17 protein-coding genes and 1 pseudogene are annotated in these 23,034 nt (G+C 40.5%); 4 read left to right on the top strand and 14 right to left on the bottom strand.

All coding sequences use genetic code 11. The features are described 5' to 3' along the window. The first annotated feature begins 242 nt into the window (after positions 1-242). Complete coding sequence (locus NIES592_RS09660; RefSeq protein WP_062248388.1) at positions 243-1,001, top strand: hypothetical protein; 759 nt, start codon at positions 243-245, stop codon at positions 999-1,001. Between the two features lie 374 nt (positions 1,002-1,375). Here the strand turns inward: NIES592_RS09660 and rpmB are convergent, their stop codons facing one another. The 10 genes and pseudogenes from rpmB to NIES592_RS09710 all read right to left on the bottom strand — a co-directional run bounded on the left by rpmB (position 1,376) and on the right by NIES592_RS09710 (position 15,473). Further along, complete coding sequence (gene rpmB / locus NIES592_RS09665) at positions 1,376-1,612, bottom strand: 50S ribosomal protein L28 (RefSeq protein WP_009459782.1); 237 nt, start codon at positions 1,610-1,612, stop codon at positions 1,376-1,378. 221 nt (positions 1,613-1,833) lie between these two features. Further along, complete coding sequence (gene htpG, locus NIES592_RS09670; RefSeq protein WP_062248386.1) at positions 1,834-3,810, bottom strand: molecular chaperone HtpG; 1,977 nt, start codon at positions 3,808-3,810, stop codon at positions 1,834-1,836. A 337-nt stretch (positions 3,811-4,147) separates the two neighbouring features. After that, positions 4,148-5,326, bottom strand: coding sequence for a glycosyltransferase family 4 protein (locus NIES592_RS09675; protein ID WP_073555629.1), 1,179 nt, complete (start codon positions 5,324-5,326; stop codon positions 4,148-4,150). Positions 5,327-5,362: 36 nt separating this feature from the next. Continuing rightward, positions 5,363-6,334: a hormogonium polysaccharide biosynthesis glycosyltransferase HpsE gene (gene hpsE, locus NIES592_RS09680; protein ID WP_073555630.1), complete on the bottom strand. Its 972-nt coding sequence runs from the start codon at positions 6,332-6,334 to the stop codon at positions 5,363-5,365. 180 nt (positions 6,335-6,514) lie between these two features. Continuing rightward, positions 6,515-9,184 carry an ATP-dependent chaperone ClpB gene (gene clpB / locus NIES592_RS09685; protein ID WP_073555631.1) on the bottom strand — a complete coding sequence of 890 codons (2,670 nt, stop codon included), beginning with the start codon at positions 9,182-9,184 and terminating at the stop codon, positions 6,515-6,517. A 166-nt stretch (positions 9,185-9,350) separates the two neighbouring features. Further along, positions 9,351-11,069 carry an iron uptake porin gene (locus tag NIES592_RS09690; protein WP_073555732.1) on the bottom strand — a complete coding sequence of 573 codons (1,719 nt, stop codon included), beginning with the start codon at positions 11,067-11,069 and terminating at the stop codon, positions 9,351-9,353. Positions 11,070-11,097: 28 nt separating this feature from the next. After that, entirely contained in the window at positions 11,098-11,529 is a 432-nt protein-coding gene (gloA, locus tag NIES592_RS09695) for a lactoylglutathione lyase (protein ID WP_073555632.1), read from the bottom strand. Between the two features lie 137 nt (positions 11,530-11,666). Next, a pseudogene (locus NIES592_RS09700) lies at positions 11,667-12,152 on the bottom strand (GMC family oxidoreductase); the annotation flags it as partial. A gap of 336 nt (positions 12,153-12,488) precedes the next feature. Beyond that, positions 12,489-14,750, bottom strand: a complete 2,262-nt coding sequence (locus tag NIES592_RS09705; protein ID WP_073555633.1) for a DEAD/DEAH box helicase — start codon at positions 14,748-14,750, stop codon at positions 12,489-12,491. A gap of 150 nt (positions 14,751-14,900) precedes the next feature. After that, on the bottom strand, positions 14,901-15,473 hold the full coding sequence (locus NIES592_RS09710) for a Uma2 family endonuclease (RefSeq protein ID WP_073555634.1): 573 nt from the start codon (positions 15,471-15,473) through the stop codon (positions 14,901-14,903). Positions 15,474-15,549: 76 nt separating this feature from the next. On the opposite strand from NIES592_RS09710, the gene thiL reads away from it, so the two are divergent. Next, positions 15,550-16,566, top strand: a complete 1,017-nt coding sequence (gene thiL / locus NIES592_RS09715; RefSeq protein WP_073555635.1) for a thiamine-phosphate kinase — start codon at positions 15,550-15,552, stop codon at positions 16,564-16,566. Positions 16,567-16,637: 71 nt separating this feature from the next. Here the strand turns inward: thiL and NIES592_RS09720 are convergent, their stop codons facing one another. Both NIES592_RS09720 and nadD read right to left on the bottom strand, forming a co-directional pair. Continuing rightward, positions 16,638-17,651, bottom strand: a complete 1,014-nt coding sequence (locus tag NIES592_RS09720) for a type I glyceraldehyde-3-phosphate dehydrogenase (protein WP_009459769.1) — start codon at positions 17,649-17,651, stop codon at positions 16,638-16,640. Positions 17,652-17,925: 274 nt separating this feature from the next. Further along, positions 17,926-18,540, bottom strand: a complete 615-nt coding sequence (gene nadD, locus NIES592_RS09725) for a nicotinate (nicotinamide) nucleotide adenylyltransferase (protein ID WP_009459768.1) — start codon at positions 18,538-18,540, stop codon at positions 17,926-17,928. Between the two features lie 339 nt (positions 18,541-18,879). Here nadD and murC point away from each other — a divergent pair, with 339 nt between their 5' ends. Beyond that, positions 18,880-20,343 carry a UDP-N-acetylmuramate--L-alanine ligase gene (murC, locus tag NIES592_RS09730; protein ID WP_062248370.1) on the top strand — a complete coding sequence of 488 codons (1,464 nt, stop codon included), beginning with the start codon at positions 18,880-18,882 and terminating at the stop codon, positions 20,341-20,343. A gap of 127 nt (positions 20,344-20,470) precedes the next feature. Further along, positions 20,471-21,466, top strand: a complete 996-nt coding sequence (gene murB / locus NIES592_RS09735; RefSeq protein ID WP_062248368.1) for a UDP-N-acetylmuramate dehydrogenase — start codon at positions 20,471-20,473, stop codon at positions 21,464-21,466. Between the two features lie 315 nt (positions 21,467-21,781). Here murB and trxA read toward each other — a convergent pair whose 3' ends face one another. Beyond that, the gene (trxA, locus tag NIES592_RS09740) at positions 21,782-22,099 is read right to left on the bottom strand and encodes a thioredoxin (RefSeq protein WP_062248366.1); all 318 of its coding nucleotides are present in this window, start codon (positions 22,097-22,099) and stop codon (positions 21,782-21,784) included. Between the two features lie 113 nt (positions 22,100-22,212). Then, the gene (locus NIES592_RS09745) at positions 22,213-23,028 is read right to left on the bottom strand and encodes an ABC transporter ATP-binding protein (RefSeq protein ID WP_442345905.1); all 816 of its coding nucleotides are present in this window, start codon (positions 23,026-23,028) and stop codon (positions 22,213-22,215) included. Between the last annotated feature and the right edge of the window lie 6 nt (positions 23,029-23,034).

Below are 23,034 nucleotides of genomic sequence, written 5' to 3' on the forward strand. Positions count from 1 at the left end.
CCATGCTCTCTAAACTCTTTAAAGCCTTTGCCTCAATACTATAATGGCAAGTAAGTATGACAAAGTCTTAAATTTATTATGTAGCGATTATCGCTTAAATTTGAGTAATATTACTATATTATGCATTTGATCTCTTCTTCTTTGTATTAAGGAGAGTGGTGTTAGACAACTGAAATATCATCAAAGTATAATGTATAAATTATAATAGGATAACAATCTACGTACGCAAGGGAGAATACCCAATGTTTCCAGCAAATAGAGCAGCTGAAAAATTTTCATCCATTTTTATAGATAGAAAGTATTTGATTGCAAGAATTTGGTCAAATCGAGAACTAAAAAAATTTGCTCATCTTTTTGATGGAGATATTGTAAATGTTAGTGGTTGGCAAGATGCTGATAAAGAGGGCAAACGGTATAAAGATTATTTTATAAATGCTAGTAGTTATACGATCACCAACTATAAGCCTGAAGCAATGGGATTTCAAGGATTACAGAATGAAATTTTTTTGGATTTAGCTACTGAATTACCAAATGAACTAATCAATAAATTTGATGTTGTATTCAATCACACAGTTTTAGAACATATTTATCAAGTCAATACTGCTTTCAAGAACCTATGTTTGATGAGTAGGGATGTCGTAATACTGGTTGTCCCGTTTCTACAGCAAATGCACACAAATTATGGAGACTACTGGCGATTTACTCCGCTAACTATAAAAAGAATGTTTGAGGAGAATGGTATGTCTCTACTATACTTAAGCTTTAATAGTCATAAAAATGCTTCGATATATATATTTAGTATTGCTACTAGGCATACTTCAAAATGGCAAGATAAAATTAAAGGTCAGTTTTCTTATATAGAACAGAAAAGACCATTAGACGGTTTTGAATCTTATATTGGTTGTCATGCAATTCAGAATGAATTTTACGTACTATCAAAAATGTTTGGCAAGTTGAAAGATATTTTATTCCACCCTTTTATTAATAAAATTCAAAAATAAAATACATTCAATCATGTACGAAAATACAGGAAAAGTTTAAAATGTCTCAGTCTAAACTAATTTTATTGAATATTAATATATTTGAGTTATTATTAAATTGATTTTTATTATATAAAGTTTTTGAGTAACTGGGTTTTGCTATTGTAAATAACTAGACCTAAACTCTTGGATAATTTATATTTTTACCTTTTTATTTGCCTTCATCCCCCATTTACAGGGAGATGAAAAACATCTTCATTGAGTAACGACCGTACTATGGGGTTTTGCCCAATGATTTTTTGTACAGTGTTTGATAAATTCGTAACGTGAAAGCTTGTTTTAGAGGCTAAAGCGCCTCATTACAAACTATAGTTACGAACTACTCAATTTTCTGCCTAGTAATGATTGAGATTAATCCCTGCTTCTTTAGCCATAGCTGCTAAACCTTTCTTTTCTAAGGTTTTGATAGCTTTAGTAGACAATTTGAGTCTCACCCAACGATTACCCTCGGGCCACCAAACGCGCTTGCTTTGCAGGTTGGCATTCTGAATACGCTTAGTGCGGCGGTGGGAGTGGGAAATTGCAAAGGCGTTATTGGCCTTTTTACCAGTTAAATCACAGCGACGAGACATAGGATAATCTCCGATTTATTTGAACACGATCTTTTATTATATAGCTGCTTGCGGGTGGTGGAGAAAGCTATTGAGGTGGTTGAAAAACAGGTGCAAGAGCCCACAGGCAATTACATTCACAAGGAGGAGATGAAAATATATCTCCTCCTACATTCTTACACCCAAACTACTCCCACACCCATTTTCAAGACAGGTATAACTTTATCCTTCCTTACTGGGGGTTACTTAGTTGCTTGTTCTGTCAACTTCGTTAAGACTTCATTAGAACGTTCAACAAAGCCTTTCATTCCTTCAGCATCAAATCCTTTTTGAGACATCAGTGCCAAATCATAAATATGTTGGCAAATCATGTTAACTAACTGACCTGTAGGTGATTCACCTCGACCCTGAATAATACTACTTTGACTAAGGGTTGCTAAGTTCTGAATCAGGGGGTGGCTAGTATTTACCAACAGAATATGCTCTTCAGGAAACTCTACCGTTTGCTGCTGCATGAGTGCATTCATTTCGCGGAGGCGACGCAAAATCTCTGGTAGCAACACCATTGCGGGAGGTGTGCTTTGGGGATTATCTGATTTTAAGGCTTCAGTACGGATGTTTAATTTAGGTTTGTTGAGTGCTTTCTCAAATAACTCCTTAATCACTTCACTGCGGGTTTTATTTGTTTTGGGATCAACTATCTCTGTAGCTTGATCTTTATCTAGGAGAGTTTGATCCAAGTCAGAGTCTACACGCGTAAATTTGACATCTTGGAATTCACGTTCGAGGAAATTAATAAAGTGGGTGTCGATGAAGGAGTCCATAAACAGGACTTCCAAGCCTTGTTTTTTGTGAAGTTCTACGTAGGTGGCTTGTGCTGCTTCATCGGTGCAGTAGAAAACGCGGTTTTTGTGGCGTTCTTTGTTGCGTTCTAAATATTCTTTGAGGGTTGTGTAGGAATCACCTCCAGAAGATGCAGGGGGAGTGACATCTTGCCAAACGTCTTCCCCTTCGGATTGTACTTGTACGGCTGGGGTTTCGGAAGCATTTTGGTTTGATAGCTCAGCAGTACTGCGGAAAATTAGGATGTCTTCGACTTGCTTTTTAAACTTTTCATCGTTCATCACCCCGAATTTAACGAAAGTACCAAGGTCTTTCCAAGCGCTGATATATTGATCGCGGTTGTCGCGGTAGAGTTCTTTAAGGCGATCGCCTACTTTTTTGGCGATGTAATCACCGATTTTCTTAACGGTGCGATCGGTCTGCAAAGCACTGCGTGATACATTTAGAGGAATATCACTGCTATCAATTACACCCCGCATCGGCAAAAGAAATTGGGGAATAATTTCTTCGCAATGATCGCTGACAAAAACTTGATTGCAGAATAACTTAATCTGCCCTTTGGTAACATCAACATCCGGTCTTAGTTTCGGAAAATACAGAATACCATTGATGATAAAAGGATAATCTGTATTCAAATGCACCCATAGTAGGGGGTCTTCTTGGAAAGGATAGAGGTAGCGATAAAACTCTATATAGTCTTCCTTACTTAAATTACTGGGAGACTCACGCCACGGTGCTTTTTGTCGATTTAACACCTCGCCATCCAGTTTAATTGGCACTGGCATAAAATCACAGTAAGTCTTGACAAGATTTTTGATGCGTGCAGATTCTAAATAATCTAGTTCTTCCTCCATTAAATGGAGAGTAATTGTTGTACCACGAGCCGTACGAGATGATTCTTCTAGGGTGAACTCTGGCGAACCATCACAAGTCCAGTGAACAGCCTGCGCTCCTTCTTTGTAAGATAGGGTATCAATCTCGACTTTTTGCGCCACCATAAAGGAAGAGTAAAAGCCTAGACCAAAGTGACCGATAATAGGCTGGTCAGATGTGCTTTTATACTTCTGAATAAATTCTTCGGCGCTAGAGAAAGCAACTTGGTTAATATACTTTTTCACCTCATCTGCTGTCATCCCGATACCGTTATCGGTGATGGAGAGGGTTTTATTGTTTTTGTCTATAGCAATTTGAATTTCTGGTTCACCGATATCGCCAGAGTATTCTCCAGCACGGGATATCATGTTCAGTTTCTGTATGGCATCGACGGCGTTGGATATTAATTCCCGCAAGAAGATTTGGTGATCTGAGTAAAGAGACTTCTTGATAATCGGGAATATATTTTCAGTATGAATACTGATGGTTCCTTGTTCTAGCATAATCTCTAATGAAAAATACCAAACGCTTTAGTGATCTTCAAACAAGAATACACTAACACTCTCCGTTACTAGAGTGTAGGAAGGAGCAAAGTTGCGAACAATCAGAATTTTAAAAGCTCTACTTAGGTAATTAAACCCTCTTAATAGCACTGTTTGCCCTATAATGGCGATTCGGATTTCCCTACCTAGTAATGATATAAAAAATAGTAATTTAAATTACATTCTCAAGCAAAAAAACAGAATACATTGCAAACTTCTAACCTAGAATCAAGCATAATTATATTTTGCCTTACCTATTAACTTTCTAAATGCATTGCTTTAATGTTTGAGGACTTTTTTACGAAGATAATAAATTCATAAATAAATTTTTGGCCCTTTGACCAGCCGTCAACCAGTTTAAGCGATTTCTATACTCATTAAAAGAAGAAAGAGCTAAATTTTCATATTTTGAATAATTAAGTAGATAAGTAATAATGTAATTACAGTAGTCTGATATTTCAGCATCCATAGGAAAAGTTTTACCATTAACATCATCTTTAATAATTGTAGGAATACCGGCTAAATTTGTTGCTAAGCAAGGAACTCCAAAAGCATTAGCTTCAATTAAGACATTGGGAGTAACATCTGCTTGAGTAGGTAAAATTAGAAAATGAGAATCTGCAAGTAAATTATAAAAATATTCTTTCCCTTGAACTGTGGATTTATCTATATATCCTATTAACTTTACAAAATTTGGTAGACCTTTCGTGTTTTTCGGTAGGTCTCCTATAATTCTAAATTCAATATCAAAACCCATTTTTTTTAGTTCATTACTGACTGCTAAAGCTATTTCTCCTCCTTTTCTTATCCAATCAACACCAATAAATATAAATTTATAAAATTTTTCCCCTCTTGAAGCGATTATTGTTTTAACTTCTTCAATGGTTCTCTCTGGCTTTAATTCTATATTTGCTCCTCTAGGAATGACTTTGATTTTGTCACTGTTGATTTTGTAAATCCTTATAGCTTCTTGAGCAGCCCACTCAGATGAAAAAATAACTAATTTCGCTCTATCCAAAGCAGATTTTTCTATTACATAAATGTTATTTCTAGTTTCTCTGCAAAGATTACTTAGATACGGATAAACATCAATTAATGCTGCTAAAACTGTGTCTATCCAAATAACAAGTGGTTTTTGATGCTTCAAATAAGCCACTGGTGTAGCTCCTTCTGTACATAAAATTATATCTATATCTAATTTATCAATTTTTCTTATGATTTGGTCTGCGTAATTTTTACAGACTATTGGTTCAGCCCATCTATAATAATCTTTATGATAAAATTTTCTATAAAAACTCCATTTAGGTCTAGTTAACCAAGAGTATTTTTTTTGAAAATTTCCTACAGTTTCAATTGCTAAACCTTGATTTATTAAAGTTTTAAATATGTAGTGATTTGAACCATAATTTCCTAAATTAAATTTTGCCCATTTTGAGGGGTTGAGAACATCGTAGGTAGTTACATAACCTATCTTCATAAAAAAATACCTATGAATAGACGTATTTCCTACTGATTATAAATAACGATTCATAAAATTTATCAGTTTGATTTTACTTAAGTAAAACGGACTTATTAGAGTACCAATGAGTCGTTCCATCTCACAAGCGGCAACAATTTCACCTTGTGTAAATTTTCTAAAATTAGTGAAATGAATTATCAGCTTATGTAAGTCACTTATTAAGTAGATAAAAAAAGCAAAAGGTCTTTGCCATCTATGTAGTGATAACATCCGCAAATGAAAGCGACCTAGACCAATACTCCGCATCAGAGTCATAAGATAAGTTTTTTCTAATCGCCATGATGGTATAACATGTTCAATTTCCATAGCAGGGTTATACCAAATTTCCCAGCCAGCTTTATGGATGTACAATAGTGCTTCAGTATCTTCACCAGCTGGCATGAAAGATTTTCCAGCTCTACCAACTAAAAAAAGCCGAGAAGGTACATGCTGCTTCCAAACATTCCGACGAACAACTAATCCTGCACCAGGGGGAAATCCTTTTTTCCGCGGTTCGTATATGAGGGGTTGTGAGCCTCTATCAACAATAGCCAAGTAAAAAATTATTGGCTTTAGTTCTTCCGGTGGATTTGTTTCATATGTACCATGAATTCTACTGCCAAAAGCTCCTGCTCGCGGATGTTCTTTTGCAAATGTGTATGCTGCTTGTACCCAGTTGAGTGCAGGTAAATTATCATCATCAAGAAAGCCAATTAATTCTCCATTTGCTTCTTTGATAGCTCTTTGTCGGGCAAAAGGAAATCCTTGCTCAGCTTCAAAAAAATATTGAAAGGAGACATCCTTGTGCCAAATAGCTTGGTATTCTTGAACAACTTTTGCTGTATTATCTGTGCTATTATTATCGACAACTATAATTTCCCACTTTAAATGTGTTACCCCTGTCTGGTTTTGCAATCTCTCTAGGACTTTGGGTAAACGGCTTTCGCCGTTGTAGGTAGGTATGGCAACAGTGAAGTCAAAAGACATGATTATACTGCTTTTAGGGAATATCAAATCCTATAGTCTAATTATTCCCAGCCAGCTATAAAAACTAACTTCATCTAAAATACTTTCAATCAAAATCAGTTGAATAAAGTAGTTGCAAAAAGTATAGGGAGAGGATATATTCTCTTTCCTCTCCCCTTGCTGCTCATTATTTTAGTTTTTTCAATTTTCAGATGATGACTCTATCAGTTGTACTGTGTTGGCAACTATTGATACTTGCAGGGAAATTTTCTTGCTAAATTTCAACCCGCTATCTCCCTTGTCAATGATTATCGTGTCCCCAGCAATAAACGTATTATCCAGAATTTTGGTAGCGATCGCATTCTCCACTTCTCTTTGAATTGCCCGTTTTATCGGACGAGCGCCGTAAACTGGATCGTACCCCACCTCCACCAGATAATCACAGGCAGCGGGAGATATTTCCAAAGAGATTTTTTGCTCTCTAAGCAGATATTCCACCCGTTTGAGTTGAATACGCACGATTTGCTGCATCTCACTGCGGTTAAGGGCATGGAAGATAATTAAATCATCAACCCGGTTGAGAAATTCTGGGCGGAAGTGCGATCGCAAAGCATCCATCACCCGATTTCGCATTTTCTCATACTGGGAGTCATCGCTAGAAACATCCAGGATGTGTTCGCTACCAATGTTACTAGTCATGACAATAACGGTGTTGCGAAAATCAACGGTTCGCCCTTGGCTATCCGTAATTCTACCGTCATCAAGCACTTGTAGCAAAATATTAAACACATCCGGATGGGCTTTCTCAACTTCATCCAGCAGCACCACCGAATAGGGACGGCGGCGAATTGCTTCCGACAGTTGCCCGCCTTCTTCGTAGCCGACGTATCCTGGAGGCGCACCCACTAACCGAGAAACCGAATGTTTCTCCATATACTCAGACATATCTAAACGCACCAGGGCGTCATCGGAATCAAACAGAAACTGCGCTAAAGCACGGGCAAGTTCTGTTTTCCCCACTCCCGTCGGTCCCATGAATAAAAATGAACCGATGGGACGGCCAGGATCTTTCATCCCAGCCCGGGCGCGACGAATTGCAGCTGCAACGGCTGAGACGGCTTCCTGTTGTCCAATGACTCGTTCGTGTAGGTGGCTTTCGAGTTTGAGTAACTTTTGCCGTTCCGACTCCAACAAACTATTAACGGGAATTCCTGTCCATTTGGCGACGATTTCGGCAATATCCGCTTCAGTGACTTGTTCCCGTAACAAGGTTTTACCTTGACTCTGAATTTTCAGGAGTTCGGTTTCTTTGGCTTCGCGATCGCGTTGCACTCCTTCCAACTTGCCATATTTTAACTGGGCAGCTTTATTTAAATCGTAAGCCCTTTCTGCTTGTTCTATTTGTACCCGGAGCTTTTCTTCTTCTTGCTTTAAGGCACTAATCGCTTCTAATAGCTGCTTTTCACTTTGCCATTGCCCGTTTAAATCCTGCTGTTTCGCGGTTAAATTGCTAATTTCTAGTTCAATTCGCGCTAAACGCTCTTTCGTTTGCGGTACAGCCTTTTCTTCTCCCGCCAAGGACAGCTTTTCCATCTCTAGCTGCATCAGCCGACGGTCAATCGCTTCCAACTCTGCTGGTTTGGAGGTAATCTCCATTTTCAGTTGGGCGGCGGCTTCATCTACTAAATCGATCGCTTTATCTGGCAAAAAACGGTCATTAATGTATCTGGCTGAGAGAGTAGCAGCTGCCACCAACGCCGAATCTGATATTTTGACGTTGTGATGGACTTCGTAACGTTCTTTGAGTCCCCGCAGGATAGAAATTGTATTTTCCACGCTGGGCTGATCTACAAATACTTGTTGAAAACGCCGTTCTAAAGCAGCGTCTTTTTCAATGTATTTACGGTACTCATCCAACGTGGTAGCACCTATACACCGCAGTTCTCCCCGTGCCAACATCGGTTTGAGTAAATTTCCGGCATCCATTGAGCCTTGTTGCCCGGAACCTGCACCGACAACGGTGTGTAACTCATCGATAAATAAGACAATTTGACCGTTAGATTCCGTAACTTCCCGAAGAACTGATTTGAGGCGGTCTTCAAATTCACCCCGGTATTTGGCCCCAGCAATCAAACTACCCATATCCAGGGCGATGAGTTGGCGATTTTTCAAAGATTCCGGGACATCACCATTCACAATCCGTTGTGCTAAAGCTTCGGCGATCGCAGTTTTACCAACCCCTGGTTCACCAATCAAGACGGGGTTATTTTTACTACGTCGGGACAATACTTGAATAACCCGCCGAATTTCGTCATCCCGTCCAATTACTGGGTCGAGCCTGCCAGACTTTGCCTGTTCTGTCAAGTCTCTACCGAATTTTTGCAAAGCTTCATAGCGGGACTCGGGATTTTGGTCTGTGACTTTTTGGCTACCACGGACTGCTTTAATCGTAGCTTCCAACTTCGCAGTATCTAGATTAAAGCCTTTAACTATCCGTCGCCCGACACGTTCATCTTCGACAAAAGCCAGCAGGATATGTTCTACGGAGATGTAAGAATCCTTCATCCGTACTCTTGCTTCTTCGGCTACGTCCAATAGAGTATCTAAAGAACGCCCCAGGTAAAGCTGATCACTTCTACCGACTTTGGGCTGACGCCGGGTAAATTCTTCTAGTTGTTGTAGCAAACGGTTAGCATCTACACCAGCACGGTTAAGAATTCGTGCTGCTAAACCATTTTCTTGTTGTAATAAAGCAATAATTAAATGTTCTACATCTAATTGCTGTTGTTGATAAGCACGTACTATATCCTGAGATTTAACAATCCCTTCCCAAGCTTTATCTGTAAATTTATCTGGATCTGTAGGCTGCATCTTTACAATTTTAGATTTTGGATTTTAAACTACGGACGTACTTGTCTTAGAATATTATCCCAGCACGAATTGCTTGCAGCCGCTTGTATCTACGGTTGCAGTTTTTATATTAGTTTGTGGTTGTTTGGAAGTACCAATCAACAACCAACAACCAACTATCAACAATTTAAAATGAAAATACACTTCTGAGGGTGGTTTGCCAAATAGTGCCGTTAGAACTATCGTTATCGGCGTTTGTTACTAATGAAAATGTGGGCGTGATACTCAGATTGTCACTGAGTTGGAGATTATAGAAGGCTTCAAAATTTGTCTGAGTGGCATTTCCTAAATCTTGGCTGACAAAAGGCTGACCGATCGCTACACCCGCAACAGTACCGGGAAGCAAAAGGTTACGGAATCCCACACCTACAGCCCATGTTACCGGATGTAAATCTAAATCCTCATTGATGGCGGTATTATATCCATTGTAATTACCAAATCCAAAGCGTCCAAAAATGCCTGCATTCCGATTGAGGCTATACTCGGCATTGACACCAAAGGCGTTAATGTGTGTATTGTTAATCAGGGCATTTGTGTATTGCAGTCTCAAGGCTAGCTGATCGCTGGGTGAATATTCAACTTCCACACTAGCTTGATAGCGATCGCCAAACAAACCCCCTTCTGTGTTGGTAAAATTTGGTTGGTCAGCATCGGCAGCAATGTAGAGCGATCGCACCGTGAATTGACCATCGCCAGGGTTCCACTGCACAGCAGCACCTGCACCGCCATTGCGATCAATTTGATTTTGGACAATCAGAGGATTATTCAGGAAAAAGCTAGAACTAAAATCAACCGCCTCGTTATTGGCATATTTATTATGGTCAATAAAATCTCGTGGTAACATTTTTGCACCCACTGTCACCGCCACATCTTGGGAAGGACGAAAAGTATAGTGTAAGCGTCTCAACCTGAGATCAGAGTCTACTTCCACATAATCAAGTCCACCACCATTGGTAATAAAACCAGTGGTTCCAAGCAAATTATCTTCCTCTTGTTGTGCCAAACTAATTGCATCTCCACCATTGTTACCAGCTTCTAGTTGAGTCACAAGTACATCTTGTTGATTGAAGCTAGTGGAGAGGGTTAAGCGGGAACGGGAAACTACAGTTTTGTTAGCATCAGTACCATCAGTCAAAGCAATAATTGCTTCACCGTGTAGTTTCGTAGTCGTAGAAAATTGGTGTGCTTGTAATTCGCTGTTGCGTGCTTCTAAATTATCAACCCGTTGCTGTAAGTCATCCAAAGCCGAACGGAATTCTTTTTGCAACCGCCGTAAGACAATCATGTCTTCTTGGATAAAGCGATCGCTCATCCTATCAGCAATAATATCTTCAACCTTAGATAAAGTAGCCGCAAGAGCAACAGCAAACTCATAACGGCTCATGGGACGATTACCACGAAAGGTACCATCTGAGTAACCAGAAATGACACCATATTTTTCCACGAGTGATTTTAATGCCTGATAAGCCCAGTCTGTGGGCTGAACATCAGACAATTCTGAGACTGAAGTTTGCTGTGTTCGTAAATCAGAATCAACGTCAAGATTACCAAACACTTCATCTTTTACTGACGACTCAGAATTTGCTATGGTTGAAAACTCTATTTGCCCAACACTCACATCAGTGTCTGGAGGTAATACTTCCACATTATTTGTGGCGATACTATCCTCTGGAATGACTACTTGTAAGCTAGAGTCAGAGCTTTGAGTTTCTGGCGACGGTTGAAGTAGCAGAGAATCCGCCTTTGCGGGTAAGCACATGTGAGTAAGGACGCCCCAACCGACTAAACCCCCCGCTAAGAATTTGGGCGAACGAATCCTCTGTTGTCGGCATTGCTTGACGCTCAATTCTATCTCCTGCAATTCTGCCTCAGAATTACTGAGTGACAAGTTTTTGTTCTTCCTGTTTCACAGCAGAACCTTGAGTACCCAGTTGAACAAGTTCTACTTTATACCCATCTGGGTCTTCTACAAAAGCAATTACCGTAGAACCATGTTTCATTGGCCCCGGTTCTCGCACTACTTTACCACCACGTTTTTTTATTTCTTCACAGGTAGCATAAATATCATCTACTCCGATGGCAATGTGACCGTAAGCATTGCCCAAATCATACTTATCCACACCCCAGTTATAAGTTAGCTCGATAACTGTATGATCACTTTCCTCACCATAACCAATAAAAGCCAGAGTAAATTCTCCCCCTGGATAATCTTTTTGCCGTAGCAACTTCATTCCCAAAACATCGCAGTAGAACTTTAGCGATTCTTCCAAATTGCCAACACGCAGCATTGTGTGTAGGAGTCGCATAACTAACTATCTCCGGTTGTGGTACTTGGTTGTGATTGTTCCCTAGATATTGTAAACGAAGGCAGAAGACAGTAGACGCGTAGCGGCTTCCGCAGGTAGGCAGAAGGCATTTATCGGTAGTGCTGTACTACAAACTCTGCTTGTTGTGCTGCTTTGACAAAAGCACGAGAAAGTGGATTAATACAGCGCTGATTTGTCACATTGAGGAGACCATCAACACCGTGATATTCATTTTTCAGGACATTCTGATTTTCAGCTTTAATAAAGTAGGGAAGTACGTCTTTAGCACTCCAGCCTGAATTACCTAAATTGTGCCAATAATCATAGTCACGTAAGTTACCACGAATATAAATCATGGCGTTTATGGAACTGCTTCCACCGATGACTTTGCCACGAGGCCAATATAGTTGACGATTATTTAAGAAAGGCTGTTTTTCTGTGTAATATGCCCAGTCATATTCTGTTTTTAACAACTTAGGAAAACCAGCAGGAATATGAATTTCTGGTTTTTGATCTGGGTTCCCTGCTTCTAATAGTAATACTGTGGTTTTTGGATTTTCTGTCAGGCGATGGGCTAATACACAGCCTGCTGAACCTGCACCGATAATTACATAATCGTATATTGGGATGTTGATTTTTGGTTGTTCCAGCATTTTTATTTAGTCATATAAATGTATTAATTACATCTGTCAAAAGCTACGGAAGCTATTTCTACCTGAAGTAGGGTTAATCTAGAATATTTGATTTATAAGATTTTGTGAGTGAGGAGTGGCAAGTAAACCTCATTTTGGACTAATGAAACGTTAATTACGTCTACCTGGCTGAAAAACACTTAGTGTCTTTGTGCCTTAGTGGTGAAAAAATCACCAACCACCAAGATTCCAAGACACAAAGAATAGTCATCTCTGTTGCCACACAAAATTCTTGACGGCTTTTAGCATTCTCTAAACAAGTGTGATTTACCACAAACCTACTTGCTGTCTCAGTTCTTCCATATCCAAATGATCACTCGCAAAAGCTTTCCGTAGAAGTGCATGGGGAATATATTTATCATACTTCTGAATTTCTGGTGCTTCTGCATCACTCAATAAATTCTCAGCCGTAATTCTTTGTTCACACAAAGAAAGAATTTCTGGATAAAGAGAGTTAACTCTTGTTTTATCTAATTTAATTATCAAATAATACGGATTTACACCGCCAATACTTTTAATTGCTAAAGATTCACGACAGAACATGTTCAGTAACCTTTCCAAAGTTCGGTAAGCCACCGTACCCATCCAAGGAAAAATGCAACACTTATCTTTAGCCAAAAGCAAAATATTTTTTTGTTCTAATCCAGAATTGCGTGTAAGTTCGCGAACTACACGCAAACGCTTCATCGCGTTACTTTGCAAATAAGGATATTCTATATCTTCAACTAAAACTTGTCGCATTCTTTGGAGAATGCGTGTATGAATTGTACCGCTACCACCACGCCAAAAAATACTTGCTTGCCCTTCAACTTGCTTCACTAAAATAATCTTCTTTTTAAAATCAACTTCTACAACTTCCCAAGTTCTCCCTGCCAAAGCAAATTGATTACCTACAGGTGACGGCAGAGATATGCTACCAATTTCTGTCGCTCCTTGTTTAACCAGAAATTCCTCATTATCTGGGAAGACAGCGTAAAATTGAAACTTACCCACCACCCTTTCACCAGCCAAACCTAAAATGAGTTTCCCCTCTTCTGTCAATTGCAGATGGTTAATATCAATTAAATAGCGTAGTAATAACTTCAAATCATCTCTAGATACAGCAGCAAACACAGGCAAACTCAAGACTTTTTGAGCAAGAGTAGCTGGTGAAATTTCACCAACTGCTACTACAATACTCATAGTTTGGTGATACAATAAACTAAATGGATATCTCACAGGCTTAATTGATTCAATCCACTTTTCCTCCAAATAAAGTTGAATAATTGCGATACACTGTAAAAGTTGCCAAGGAATTTGTTCTGGTAGAGTTGCTTCTGATAACACTTCATTTTCCGCGCAAACAAAGCGCATATCAGCAGCTTCACCCCTTCTACCTGTACGTCCCAAACGTTGTAAAAAACTCGCTACGGAAAGCGGTGCTTCTAACTGAATCACCCGCTCAAGATAACCAATATCTATACCTAATTCTAAAGTCAAGGTTGCAGCAGTCACAGCAGGTCGATTTGGTTCCCGCATAGCACTTTCTGCAACTTGTCGCAAGCTAGCAGATATACTGCCATGATGTACATGATATATATCCGCTTCCCCTTCCCTCATGGCAACTTTGCGCAAAGAAGCAATCACCGCTTCAGTTTGCGATTTATTATTAGCAAAAATCAAACACTTACGATTCTTACTCAAATTAAAAATATATCTTTCATAAACACCAATATCCCAATCATATTTTCTCTCTTCTCTTCTCTCAGCGCTCTCTGCGTCTCTGCGGTTCTTTTCTCCCCAAAACTCATCATCAACGCTAACAGAAAAATGCTCCACAGCCAACCTAACTTGCCTATTTTCCCTCTCAATCTTCGGCGTAATCACCGACTTTTTACTCCCAGAACATAACCACTCCTCAGCCAATGCATAATCACCAAGAGTAGCCGATAAACCAATTCTTCGAGGTTGCTTTTGCGTCAAGTCTTCTAATCTAGCCAACTGACAAAGAATCTGACAACCCCTTTCCGTACCCATAAAAGCATGAATTTCATCAATGACAACAAATCGCAAATCACCAAACAAACGCTTGATGTCATGATATTTATTAATTAATAAACTTTCTAAAGATTCCGGTGTGATTTGCAGGATACCTCGAGGATTTTTGAGCAGCTTATTTTTATGACTTTGAGAAACATCACCATGCCAATGCCAAACAGGAATGTCTGATTCTTTGAGTAAACCATGTAAACGTTCAAATTGATCATTAATTAAAGCTTTGATTGGCCCAATATACAATGCACCAATCGTACTTGATGGATTTTCATGTAATAAAGTTAAAATCGGTAAAAACGCTGCTTCTGTTTTTCCAGCAGCTGTAGCAGCCGCAATTAATAAATGAGCATCTGTATCAAAAATGACTTGACATGCCGCTATTTGAACTGGGCGTAATTCCGTCCAGTTGTGATTGTAAATATATTCTTGAATAAAGGGTGCGAGTCGGGAAAAGGTGTATAGGTTATTTTTGTCTACATGTATTGGTTGTGGCATTTAGAAAAGTTTTCATACTCAAAATTTTGATCAAGTATAGCTTTTGAGTAGGGAGTATCCAAAATGTTTGAGTTTATTTTTAAACGCCAAGGGTCGCAGAGGTTGACGCAAAGGAACGCAGAGTGTTAGTGTTGAGCTTTACATCCGTGTTTATTCGAGATTAGCTGCAATAAATACCTTTTCTGGGGCGATCGCTAATTCTGGCAAAGTCCGCGATGCAATCTTCTGGCTACCTGTAAATACTGTTTCTTCGTACAGTCCTTCTTCCAGTAATAGTACTGAAATTTTTGTCTCTAAGGGATCTACAATCCAATATTCTGGTACTTCTAGGGCAGCATATTCAGAACGCTTGTAGCGATAGTCCCGTTTTATCGATTCTGGACTGACTATCTCTACGATTAATAGCGGCGGCGTTTGAAATACTGCTGATACATTCATCAATTCCCTTGCTTGTTCTATCGTCACTACGCACAAGTCAGTCAACCGAGATTTATTTCTACCTGTTCTGACTCCAGCTTCTCGCAAGCATAGCCAAGGTAAACCCAACCGCTTAATTTCTGCTTTAAGGCTTGTATCTAGAAAATCGGCTATTAGAAAATGTTCAATTGTAGGTGGGTTCATAAGTTCTAGAGAGCCATCCACCAATTCGTAATGGAAGCCAGTGCCATCATCATAGGTTAGGTATTCCTCAAAGGTGAGCTTAGTTGCTGGTGTAGTGACCATCCCGATTGATTTCTAGATCGTATTTATATCCTAACCTGAAAATATTTATGCGATTTATGCGAGCTTGAGAAATACTGTGAACACTGAGTCATCTTCTTTACTAGTTAAAGATATCGGCGAACAAGGACTTTTACAAATTTTGCAACGCTTCTGTCCTCAGGAAATTATTGGGGACGATGCAGCAGTAATTGCTACTAAAACAGGGCTGTCTCTGGTAGTAACTACTGATGTTTTAGTTGACAACATTCATTTCAGTGAAATTACTACGTCAGCAGTCGATGTTGGCTGGCGGGCTGCTGCTGCTAATTTATCAGATCTGGCGGCGATGGGCGCTTCCCCCTTAGGAATTACTGTCGGGCTGGGACTACCTGGTGATGTTTCTGTGAGTTGGGTAGAACAAATGTATGTAGGTATGACACAATGCCTACAACAATTCAATACCCCAATTGTGGGTGGTGATGTAGTGCGATCGCCAGTAATTACCATTGCTATTACTGCTTTTGGTCAAGCTTACCCCCAACAAATTATCCGCCGTCACCGAGCTCAAGTCGGAGATGCGATCATCGTTACTGGTGTTCATGGCGCGTCCCGGGCTGGCTTAGAATTGCTCTTGCATCCCGAAAAGGCAGAAAACCTTAGCCCAGAAGAAACAAAGGCTTTAATCCGCGCTCACCAGCGCCCACAACCCCGATTAGATGTCTTACCCATCCTCTGGCAAATTCTTGGTTCTTCTCAATTGGCGATCGCTGGGATGGACAGCAGCGACGGTTTAGCTGATGCGTTAGTACAAATTTGCCGTGCTAGTAATGTCGGGGCTGTAGTAGAACGTACACAAATTCCTTTCCCACCAGCTTTTGCTCACTGGCTAACCCCAGAACAAGCCTTAGAGTATAGCCTCTACGGTGGTGAAGATTTTGAATTGGTGTTGTGCTTACCAAAACAGCTAGCTGATAAATTAGTACAAATGCTTGGTCAGGGTGCTGCTGCGATTGGAGAAATCACAAATGGCTCAACCGTAGTATTACATGACCAAAAACAAAAATTCCCCGACCAAGTTTTATCTCTCAGTCAGGGATTTCAGCATTTTGGTTAGTGGTTGATAGTTGGTTGTTGGTTGTTAATTCTTCCAAACAACAAACAACCACTAACAAACAACAAACCCAATTACTTCCACTTCTCGGCTACTAATTCTGCCAAGTCTAGAACGCGTTGGCTGTACCCCCATTCGTTGTCGTACCATGCCATGACTTTAACCATGTCACCACCCATGACCATTGTCAAGCTGGCATCAACAATGGAGGAAGCATCAGTACCTTGATAGTCAGAGGATACCAATTGTAGTTCACTGTAATCTAAAATACCTTTTAGCTCATTTTCAGAGGCTTGTTTCAGGGCTGCGTTGACTTCTTCAGCAATGGTTTGTTTCTCAACTTGTACTACAAAATCCACCATTGAAACGTTAGGGGTGGGTACACGCAATGCTACACCATTGAGCTTGCCTTTGAGTGCTGGTAGTACCAGCGCTACAGCTTTAGCTGCACCGGTGGAAGTAGGCACAATGTTAATAGCCGCAGCACGCGCACGGCGTAAATCCCGGTGAGAAGCGTCCAGCAGACGCTGATCTCCTGTGTAGCTGTGGGTGGTGGTCATTGTACCTTTGATGATGCCAAATTTCTCATGTAAGACTTTGGCAACGGGAGCTAAGCAGTTGGTGGTGCAGCTAGCGTTACTGATGATATGGTGTTTGTCGTGATCATAATCGTGATGGTTTACGCCAATCACGAAAGTACCATCTTCATTTTTGCCAGGGGCGGTGATCAATACCTTTTTGGCGCCAGCATTGATATGCTTCATCGCCCCTTCTCTGGCAGTAAATACCCCTGTTGCTTCGATAATTAGGTCGATTTCCCACTCTTTCCAGGGCAAGTTTTCTGGGTTGCGATCAGATACGCATTTAACGGTCTTACCGTTAGCGATGATTGAGTTATCATCGGCAGTAATTTCAGCACCTTTTAACTTCCCTAGCATCGAATCATACTTGAGCAGGTGAGCGTTAGTTCTGGGGTCTGAGGTGTCGTTGATAGCAACTAGGTCGATATTGCTATTCTCTCTACCTAACCAACAGCGCATAAAGTTACGACCGATGCGCCCAAAACCGTTGATAGCAACTCTAATCACAGCGTCTTGCCCTCTGTTATATATGCCTAATTAAATCTTATGGTTGACCCCGATCATATCGCAAAGGGGGGAGTATTTATAACTATAAAGTGTTAGATCCCAAAAAAAATTTTAATTTTTTTTAATTATAGCTGAGAGAGAGCGAGGATCGGGAAACTTGGGGTTCCCTATGGAGATTAGGGGCAACGGGGATCGGGCATTGGTTATTAGTTTTCTCCATGTTCCCCATGTCCTGCTTGTCCTCCTTCAACTCTCCGATCCCCAATCCCCTGCTTCAAGCATAGAGATTGTGATCAGCTATGTAACTTCGTACTGATTCTGGAACTAAGTAACGAATCGATTGGCGATCGCGACATAAGTTACGAATCATACTTGACGACACTCCTACTAAAGGAGTATGCAATAATTGCCAGTGTATGGTAAAGGACTGTCTTGCTAATTTTTGCTCCACTTGCTTGCAGATTAAATCAGTTTGAGTTATACATTCACTACCAAGATATCGGGGTGCGATTAACCAATCGCACAATTGTGCTAATTCCTGTCCGCGATACCACTTAGGTAATGTTTGGAATGTATCCAAACCAACAATCCAATACCAATGAGTATTGGGATAAAAATTGGATAAATCAATCAGGGTATTGATGGCATAAGAAGTACCAGATTGCAATTGCTCAATCGGTGAAACAGCAAAGCCAGAGTTGTCTGTTGTCGCCGCTTGCAGCATTGCTAAACGATGTTGAAACGAAGCCGCTTTTTTATGAGGAGGATGAGCTGATGGCACCCAAATAATCTTTTCTAGAGGTACTTGATTGAGAGCGGTTTCGGCTACGATGAGATGTCCCCAGTGAACAGGATCAAATGTGCCACCAAAAATTGCAATTTGTTGCATCCACTCTCTTTTTGAGCTTAATTCGATTTCAAAGTAGTTAACACTCAGTCTACCATTGTAGCTAATTCCAGCAAATAGACCGAAATTATGTGTTTGAAAATACAGTTGTATATTTCCCGAAGGTGCAGAAATTTGCAGAATAAACATAATATTAGTTCAGGAAGAGAAAAACCACTGGCAAGGTTAAAATCATCCTGAAGTAATGTAATCTGAGCATAAAAATCTACCTATCAGGAGTATGAGATTTATACAGAGGTAGTATCAATAAAAAACAAAATCCTGTTATGATACGCGTGTCATTTGTGATGTTTATGTGGTGTGGTATTAGAGGAGTAATTGATGAAAGATTCTGTAGACTTTAGCGGTAGACCTTTTCATTTTATTGGTATTGGTGGCATAGGTATGTCTGCTTTGGCATACGTGCTAGCAAAACGTCAATTGCCTGTTTCTGGTTCGGATCTTCGTCCAAATCACATTACTTCCAAATTGGAATCTATCGGGGCTCATATTTTTGCTAAACAAGAAGCAAGCAATTTGGAATTCTTTCGCCCCAAAGAGGATGAAAATCGAGTAATTTTAAATACTCAAAATCATGTGTCAACTGATAAAGTGGCACAACTACCGCAAGTAATTTGTTCAACAGCAATAAATACTAATAATTTGGAATATAAAGCAGCATTAGAATTAGGCTGTCCAATTTTCCATCGTTCAGATGTATTGTCAACTTTAATTTCTGAATACGACAGTATCGCAGTTGCTGGAACTCACGGCAAAACTACCACGAGTAGTATGATCGGATATATGCTACTGCAAGCGGGTCTTGACCCCACAATTTTGATTGGTGGTGAAGTTGATGCCTGGGAAGGTAACGCAAGATTAGGTCAAAGTTGCTATTTAGTAGCAGAAGCAGATGAATCAGATGGTTCATTAGTTAAACATGCCCCAGAAATCGGTGTAATCACAAATATCGAACTAGACCATCCCGACCACTACGACAATTTAGAAGAAGTAGTGGAAATATTCCATACCTTTGCTAATAGTTGTAAAACTCTGGTAGCTAGCATTGATTGTGCAACGGTGCGCGATCGCTTGCAACCAACAATTAGTTACAGTTTACATCCAGACACAGGTGCAGATTATACCGTAACCAATATAGACTATCGTGCAGATGGCACTACTGCTTTAGTTTGGGAGCGCGGCAAAGCCTTGGGTGTGTTAAACTTGCGTTTACTCAGTCGCCATAACCTCAGCAACGCCCTAGCAGCAGTAGCCGTTGGTCGCGTCTTGGGATTAGAATTTGGCGAAATTGCCAAGGGACTTGCTACTTTTGAAGGCGCAAGACGTCGCTTTGAATTCCGGGGCGAAGCTCATGGAATCACATTCATTGACGACTATGCCCACCATCCCAGCGAAATTCGTGCTACTCTAGCAGCGGCACGTCTGCAAGCAAGACCAGGACAAAGAGTAGTTGCCATATTCCAACCTCATCGCTACAGCCGTACACTGGCATTTTTAGAAGAATTTGCCGAATCTTTTACCCATGCTGATGTAGTTATACTCACTGACATTTACAGCGCTGGGGAAGTCAACATGGGACAGGTGAGCGGTGAACAACTAGCACAGGAAGTTGCCAAACATCATCCACAAGTCAAGTATCAAGCAAACTTAGCCTTAATGTGTGATTTCTTACAGCAAACACTACGTTCTGGAGACTTAGCACTGTTTCTAGGAGCTGGGAATTTAAATCAAGTAATTCCGGAGGTAATTGCTACACTCCACCAACCAGCGACAGCGACATCCTAAAAGTCTCAAGGGCTAGTTTCTTGCTCTAGCTGAATGTCAGTATTGCAACCTTACTTATTTATTGCATCAAATAATTACCGTATTTGTACGGTGGATAAACATCAAATTAAAACAGATTCTGGTAAATATGGCAATTTCCCAGGCAGCGGTAGATGTCTGCACAAATTCTGGTGTGAATGTAAATAAACGACAAACAACTAATTCCGAAATTAAGGAAATTCCCTTACTTGGTACAGACTGCGCAATTAAATCACAAGTTCCTCTGTCAGCATATACTTCCTACAGAGTTGGAGGACCAGCAGAATGGTATGTTGCGCCTCGCAACATAGAAGCAATGCACGCGAGTTTAATGTATGCCAAAGAGGAAGGTTTACGAGTAACAGTACTGGGAGCAGGTTCTAACTTGCTAGTAAGCGATCGCGGTATTCCAGGCTTAGTTATCGCTACCCGCCATCTGCGCCAAACTCATTTTGACCCAGAAACTGGTCTATTAACAGTAGCAGCTGGGGAACCAATACCCGGTTTGGCAATGGCTGCGGCAGAGCGGGGATGGCAGGGCTTAGAATGGGCTGTAGGTATCCCTGGAACCGTTGGTGGGGCTGTGGTGATGAATGCAGGAGCGCATAATAGCTGTATTGCAGATATCCTAGTCAGCGCTCAAGTACTTTCACCTGACGGTACTATCGAAACCCTGACTAGCGAACAATTGGGTTATAGCTATCGTACTTCTATCTTACAAGGAAGCGATCGCATTGTTACCCAAGCCACCTTCCGAATGCAACCAGGCGCGGACCCCGCCCTTGTGATTGCAACTACCAAGCAACACAAACAGCACCGACTGACAACGCAACCTTACGACAAACCCAGTTGCGGTAGCGTCTTCCGTAACCCTAAACCCTACGCCGCAGGTTGGTTAATTGAACAAACTGGTTTAAAAGGCTTTCAGATTGGTAACGCACAAGTAGCACAACGCCATGCTAACTTTATCGTTAATTGCGGTGGTGCTAGTGCGTGGGATATTTTCAATCTCATCCGTCATGTGCAATATCAAGTACAGGATCGATGGTCAATTTTACTAGAACCAGAAGTCAAGATGTTGGGAGAATTCCCAGCAGCTTGTTGATAGTTGCAATTTAAATTAGGTAGTAAGCACAAAGCGTGCTTACTACAAATTTTTTGAAGGCGGGTAAAAATCTACTTTCATTGCCTGGTTTTTCTTGATTCTACTTTGTGTCTTTGTGTCTTTGTGGTTAAATATTCCCCTTTCCGGGGACGCAAACAATGAAACAGATCCTAAATCCAGCGAGCTTAACACAAAAGTATGTAATCAAGGCTTAAACCACCAAGACACTAAGACGCGAAGGGTTCATAGACTGTGCATAATTTAAGGTGGGAAGTGGAATCCCAATTTGCTCAACCACTCCCCGATGAAGTTCAATTAAATCAAACTTCTCAGACGCTGTACTAATTGTGGTGCTTGCAACACACCCTCAATTCGATCCACTGGCTGACCTTGCTTAAATAGTAATAAAGTTGGTAGAGCCTCTATCTTATACTGAGTAGCTAATTGTTGGTATTTTTCGGTGTCTATTTTGACGATTCTGATTTGACCTTGGAGTTGGGCGTTAACCTGCTCTAAAATCGGAGTCATCATCTGACAAGGCCCGCACCAGTCAGCATAAAAATCTACCAATACGGGTACATCAGAGCCAGATAGCATTTCTTCAAAGCTATTGAATTGCTTTTTTGTAGCCATGTGATACGCACCAGTTTTTTATTGTTTGATTTTAATAGTAGTTCCTCAAGGTTGGAATGATTGTAAAGCATGTTTGCGGTGCTGTATCAGCAATTGGTGATTGGTTTTTCCCATTACCTATTACCCATTACCGATGACTGAACTTCACAAATACGATTTGTTTGCATCCCATCCTCATACAGAAGTTTCATCACATCATCTTTGTATTTCTGAAATGTGCTATGGCGCTTGATTTGAGGATTCGATTTGCTAGGTAGTTGGATTTGCAATTCGCGCCTAATTGTACCTGGTCGCGCACTTAGTACGTAGATACGCTGTGATAAGAAAATAGCTTCTTCTACATCATGAGTGATCATAAAAATTGTCGTGCTGGTACTGCGCCAAATTTCTAGTAAAAATTGCTGCATTGCTTCTTTTGTCTGTACATCCAAAGCGCCAAAGGGTTCATCCATAAGTAAAATTTTTGGTTTCGATGCTAAAGCACGAGCGATCGCAACCCGTTGTTTCATCCCACCAGAAAGTTCTTTAGGTAGCGCCTTCGCAAACGTAGATAAACCTACCACCTCAAGATAATAAGCCGCCTGTTGTTTTCTCTGGGTCTTGGGTACACCTTGTAGTTTCAAACCAAATTCTACATTTTCGGCAACACTCATCCACGGATAAAGAGTATAGCTTTGAAAAACCATACCACGATCAGATCCTGGCCCTGTAACCCGCACCCCATCAACCAGTATCTCCCCTGCGGTTGGAGTATCCAACCCTGCAATTAGGCGTAATAGGGTTGATTTACCAGAACCACTAGCACCTACTGCACAGACAAATTCTCTCTCTTGAACGTGCAAATTAATATCTTGAAGTGCAGTTAGCAAACCGCGCTTCGTTTTGAATTGTTTGTGGAGTTGATTAATTTCTAAATGCATAATTTGCATAATTTG

The organism is Fischerella major NIES-592, assembly GCF_001904645.1.
Lineage (GTDB): Bacteria > Cyanobacteriota > Cyanobacteriia > Cyanobacteriales > Nostocaceae > Fischerella > Fischerella thermalis.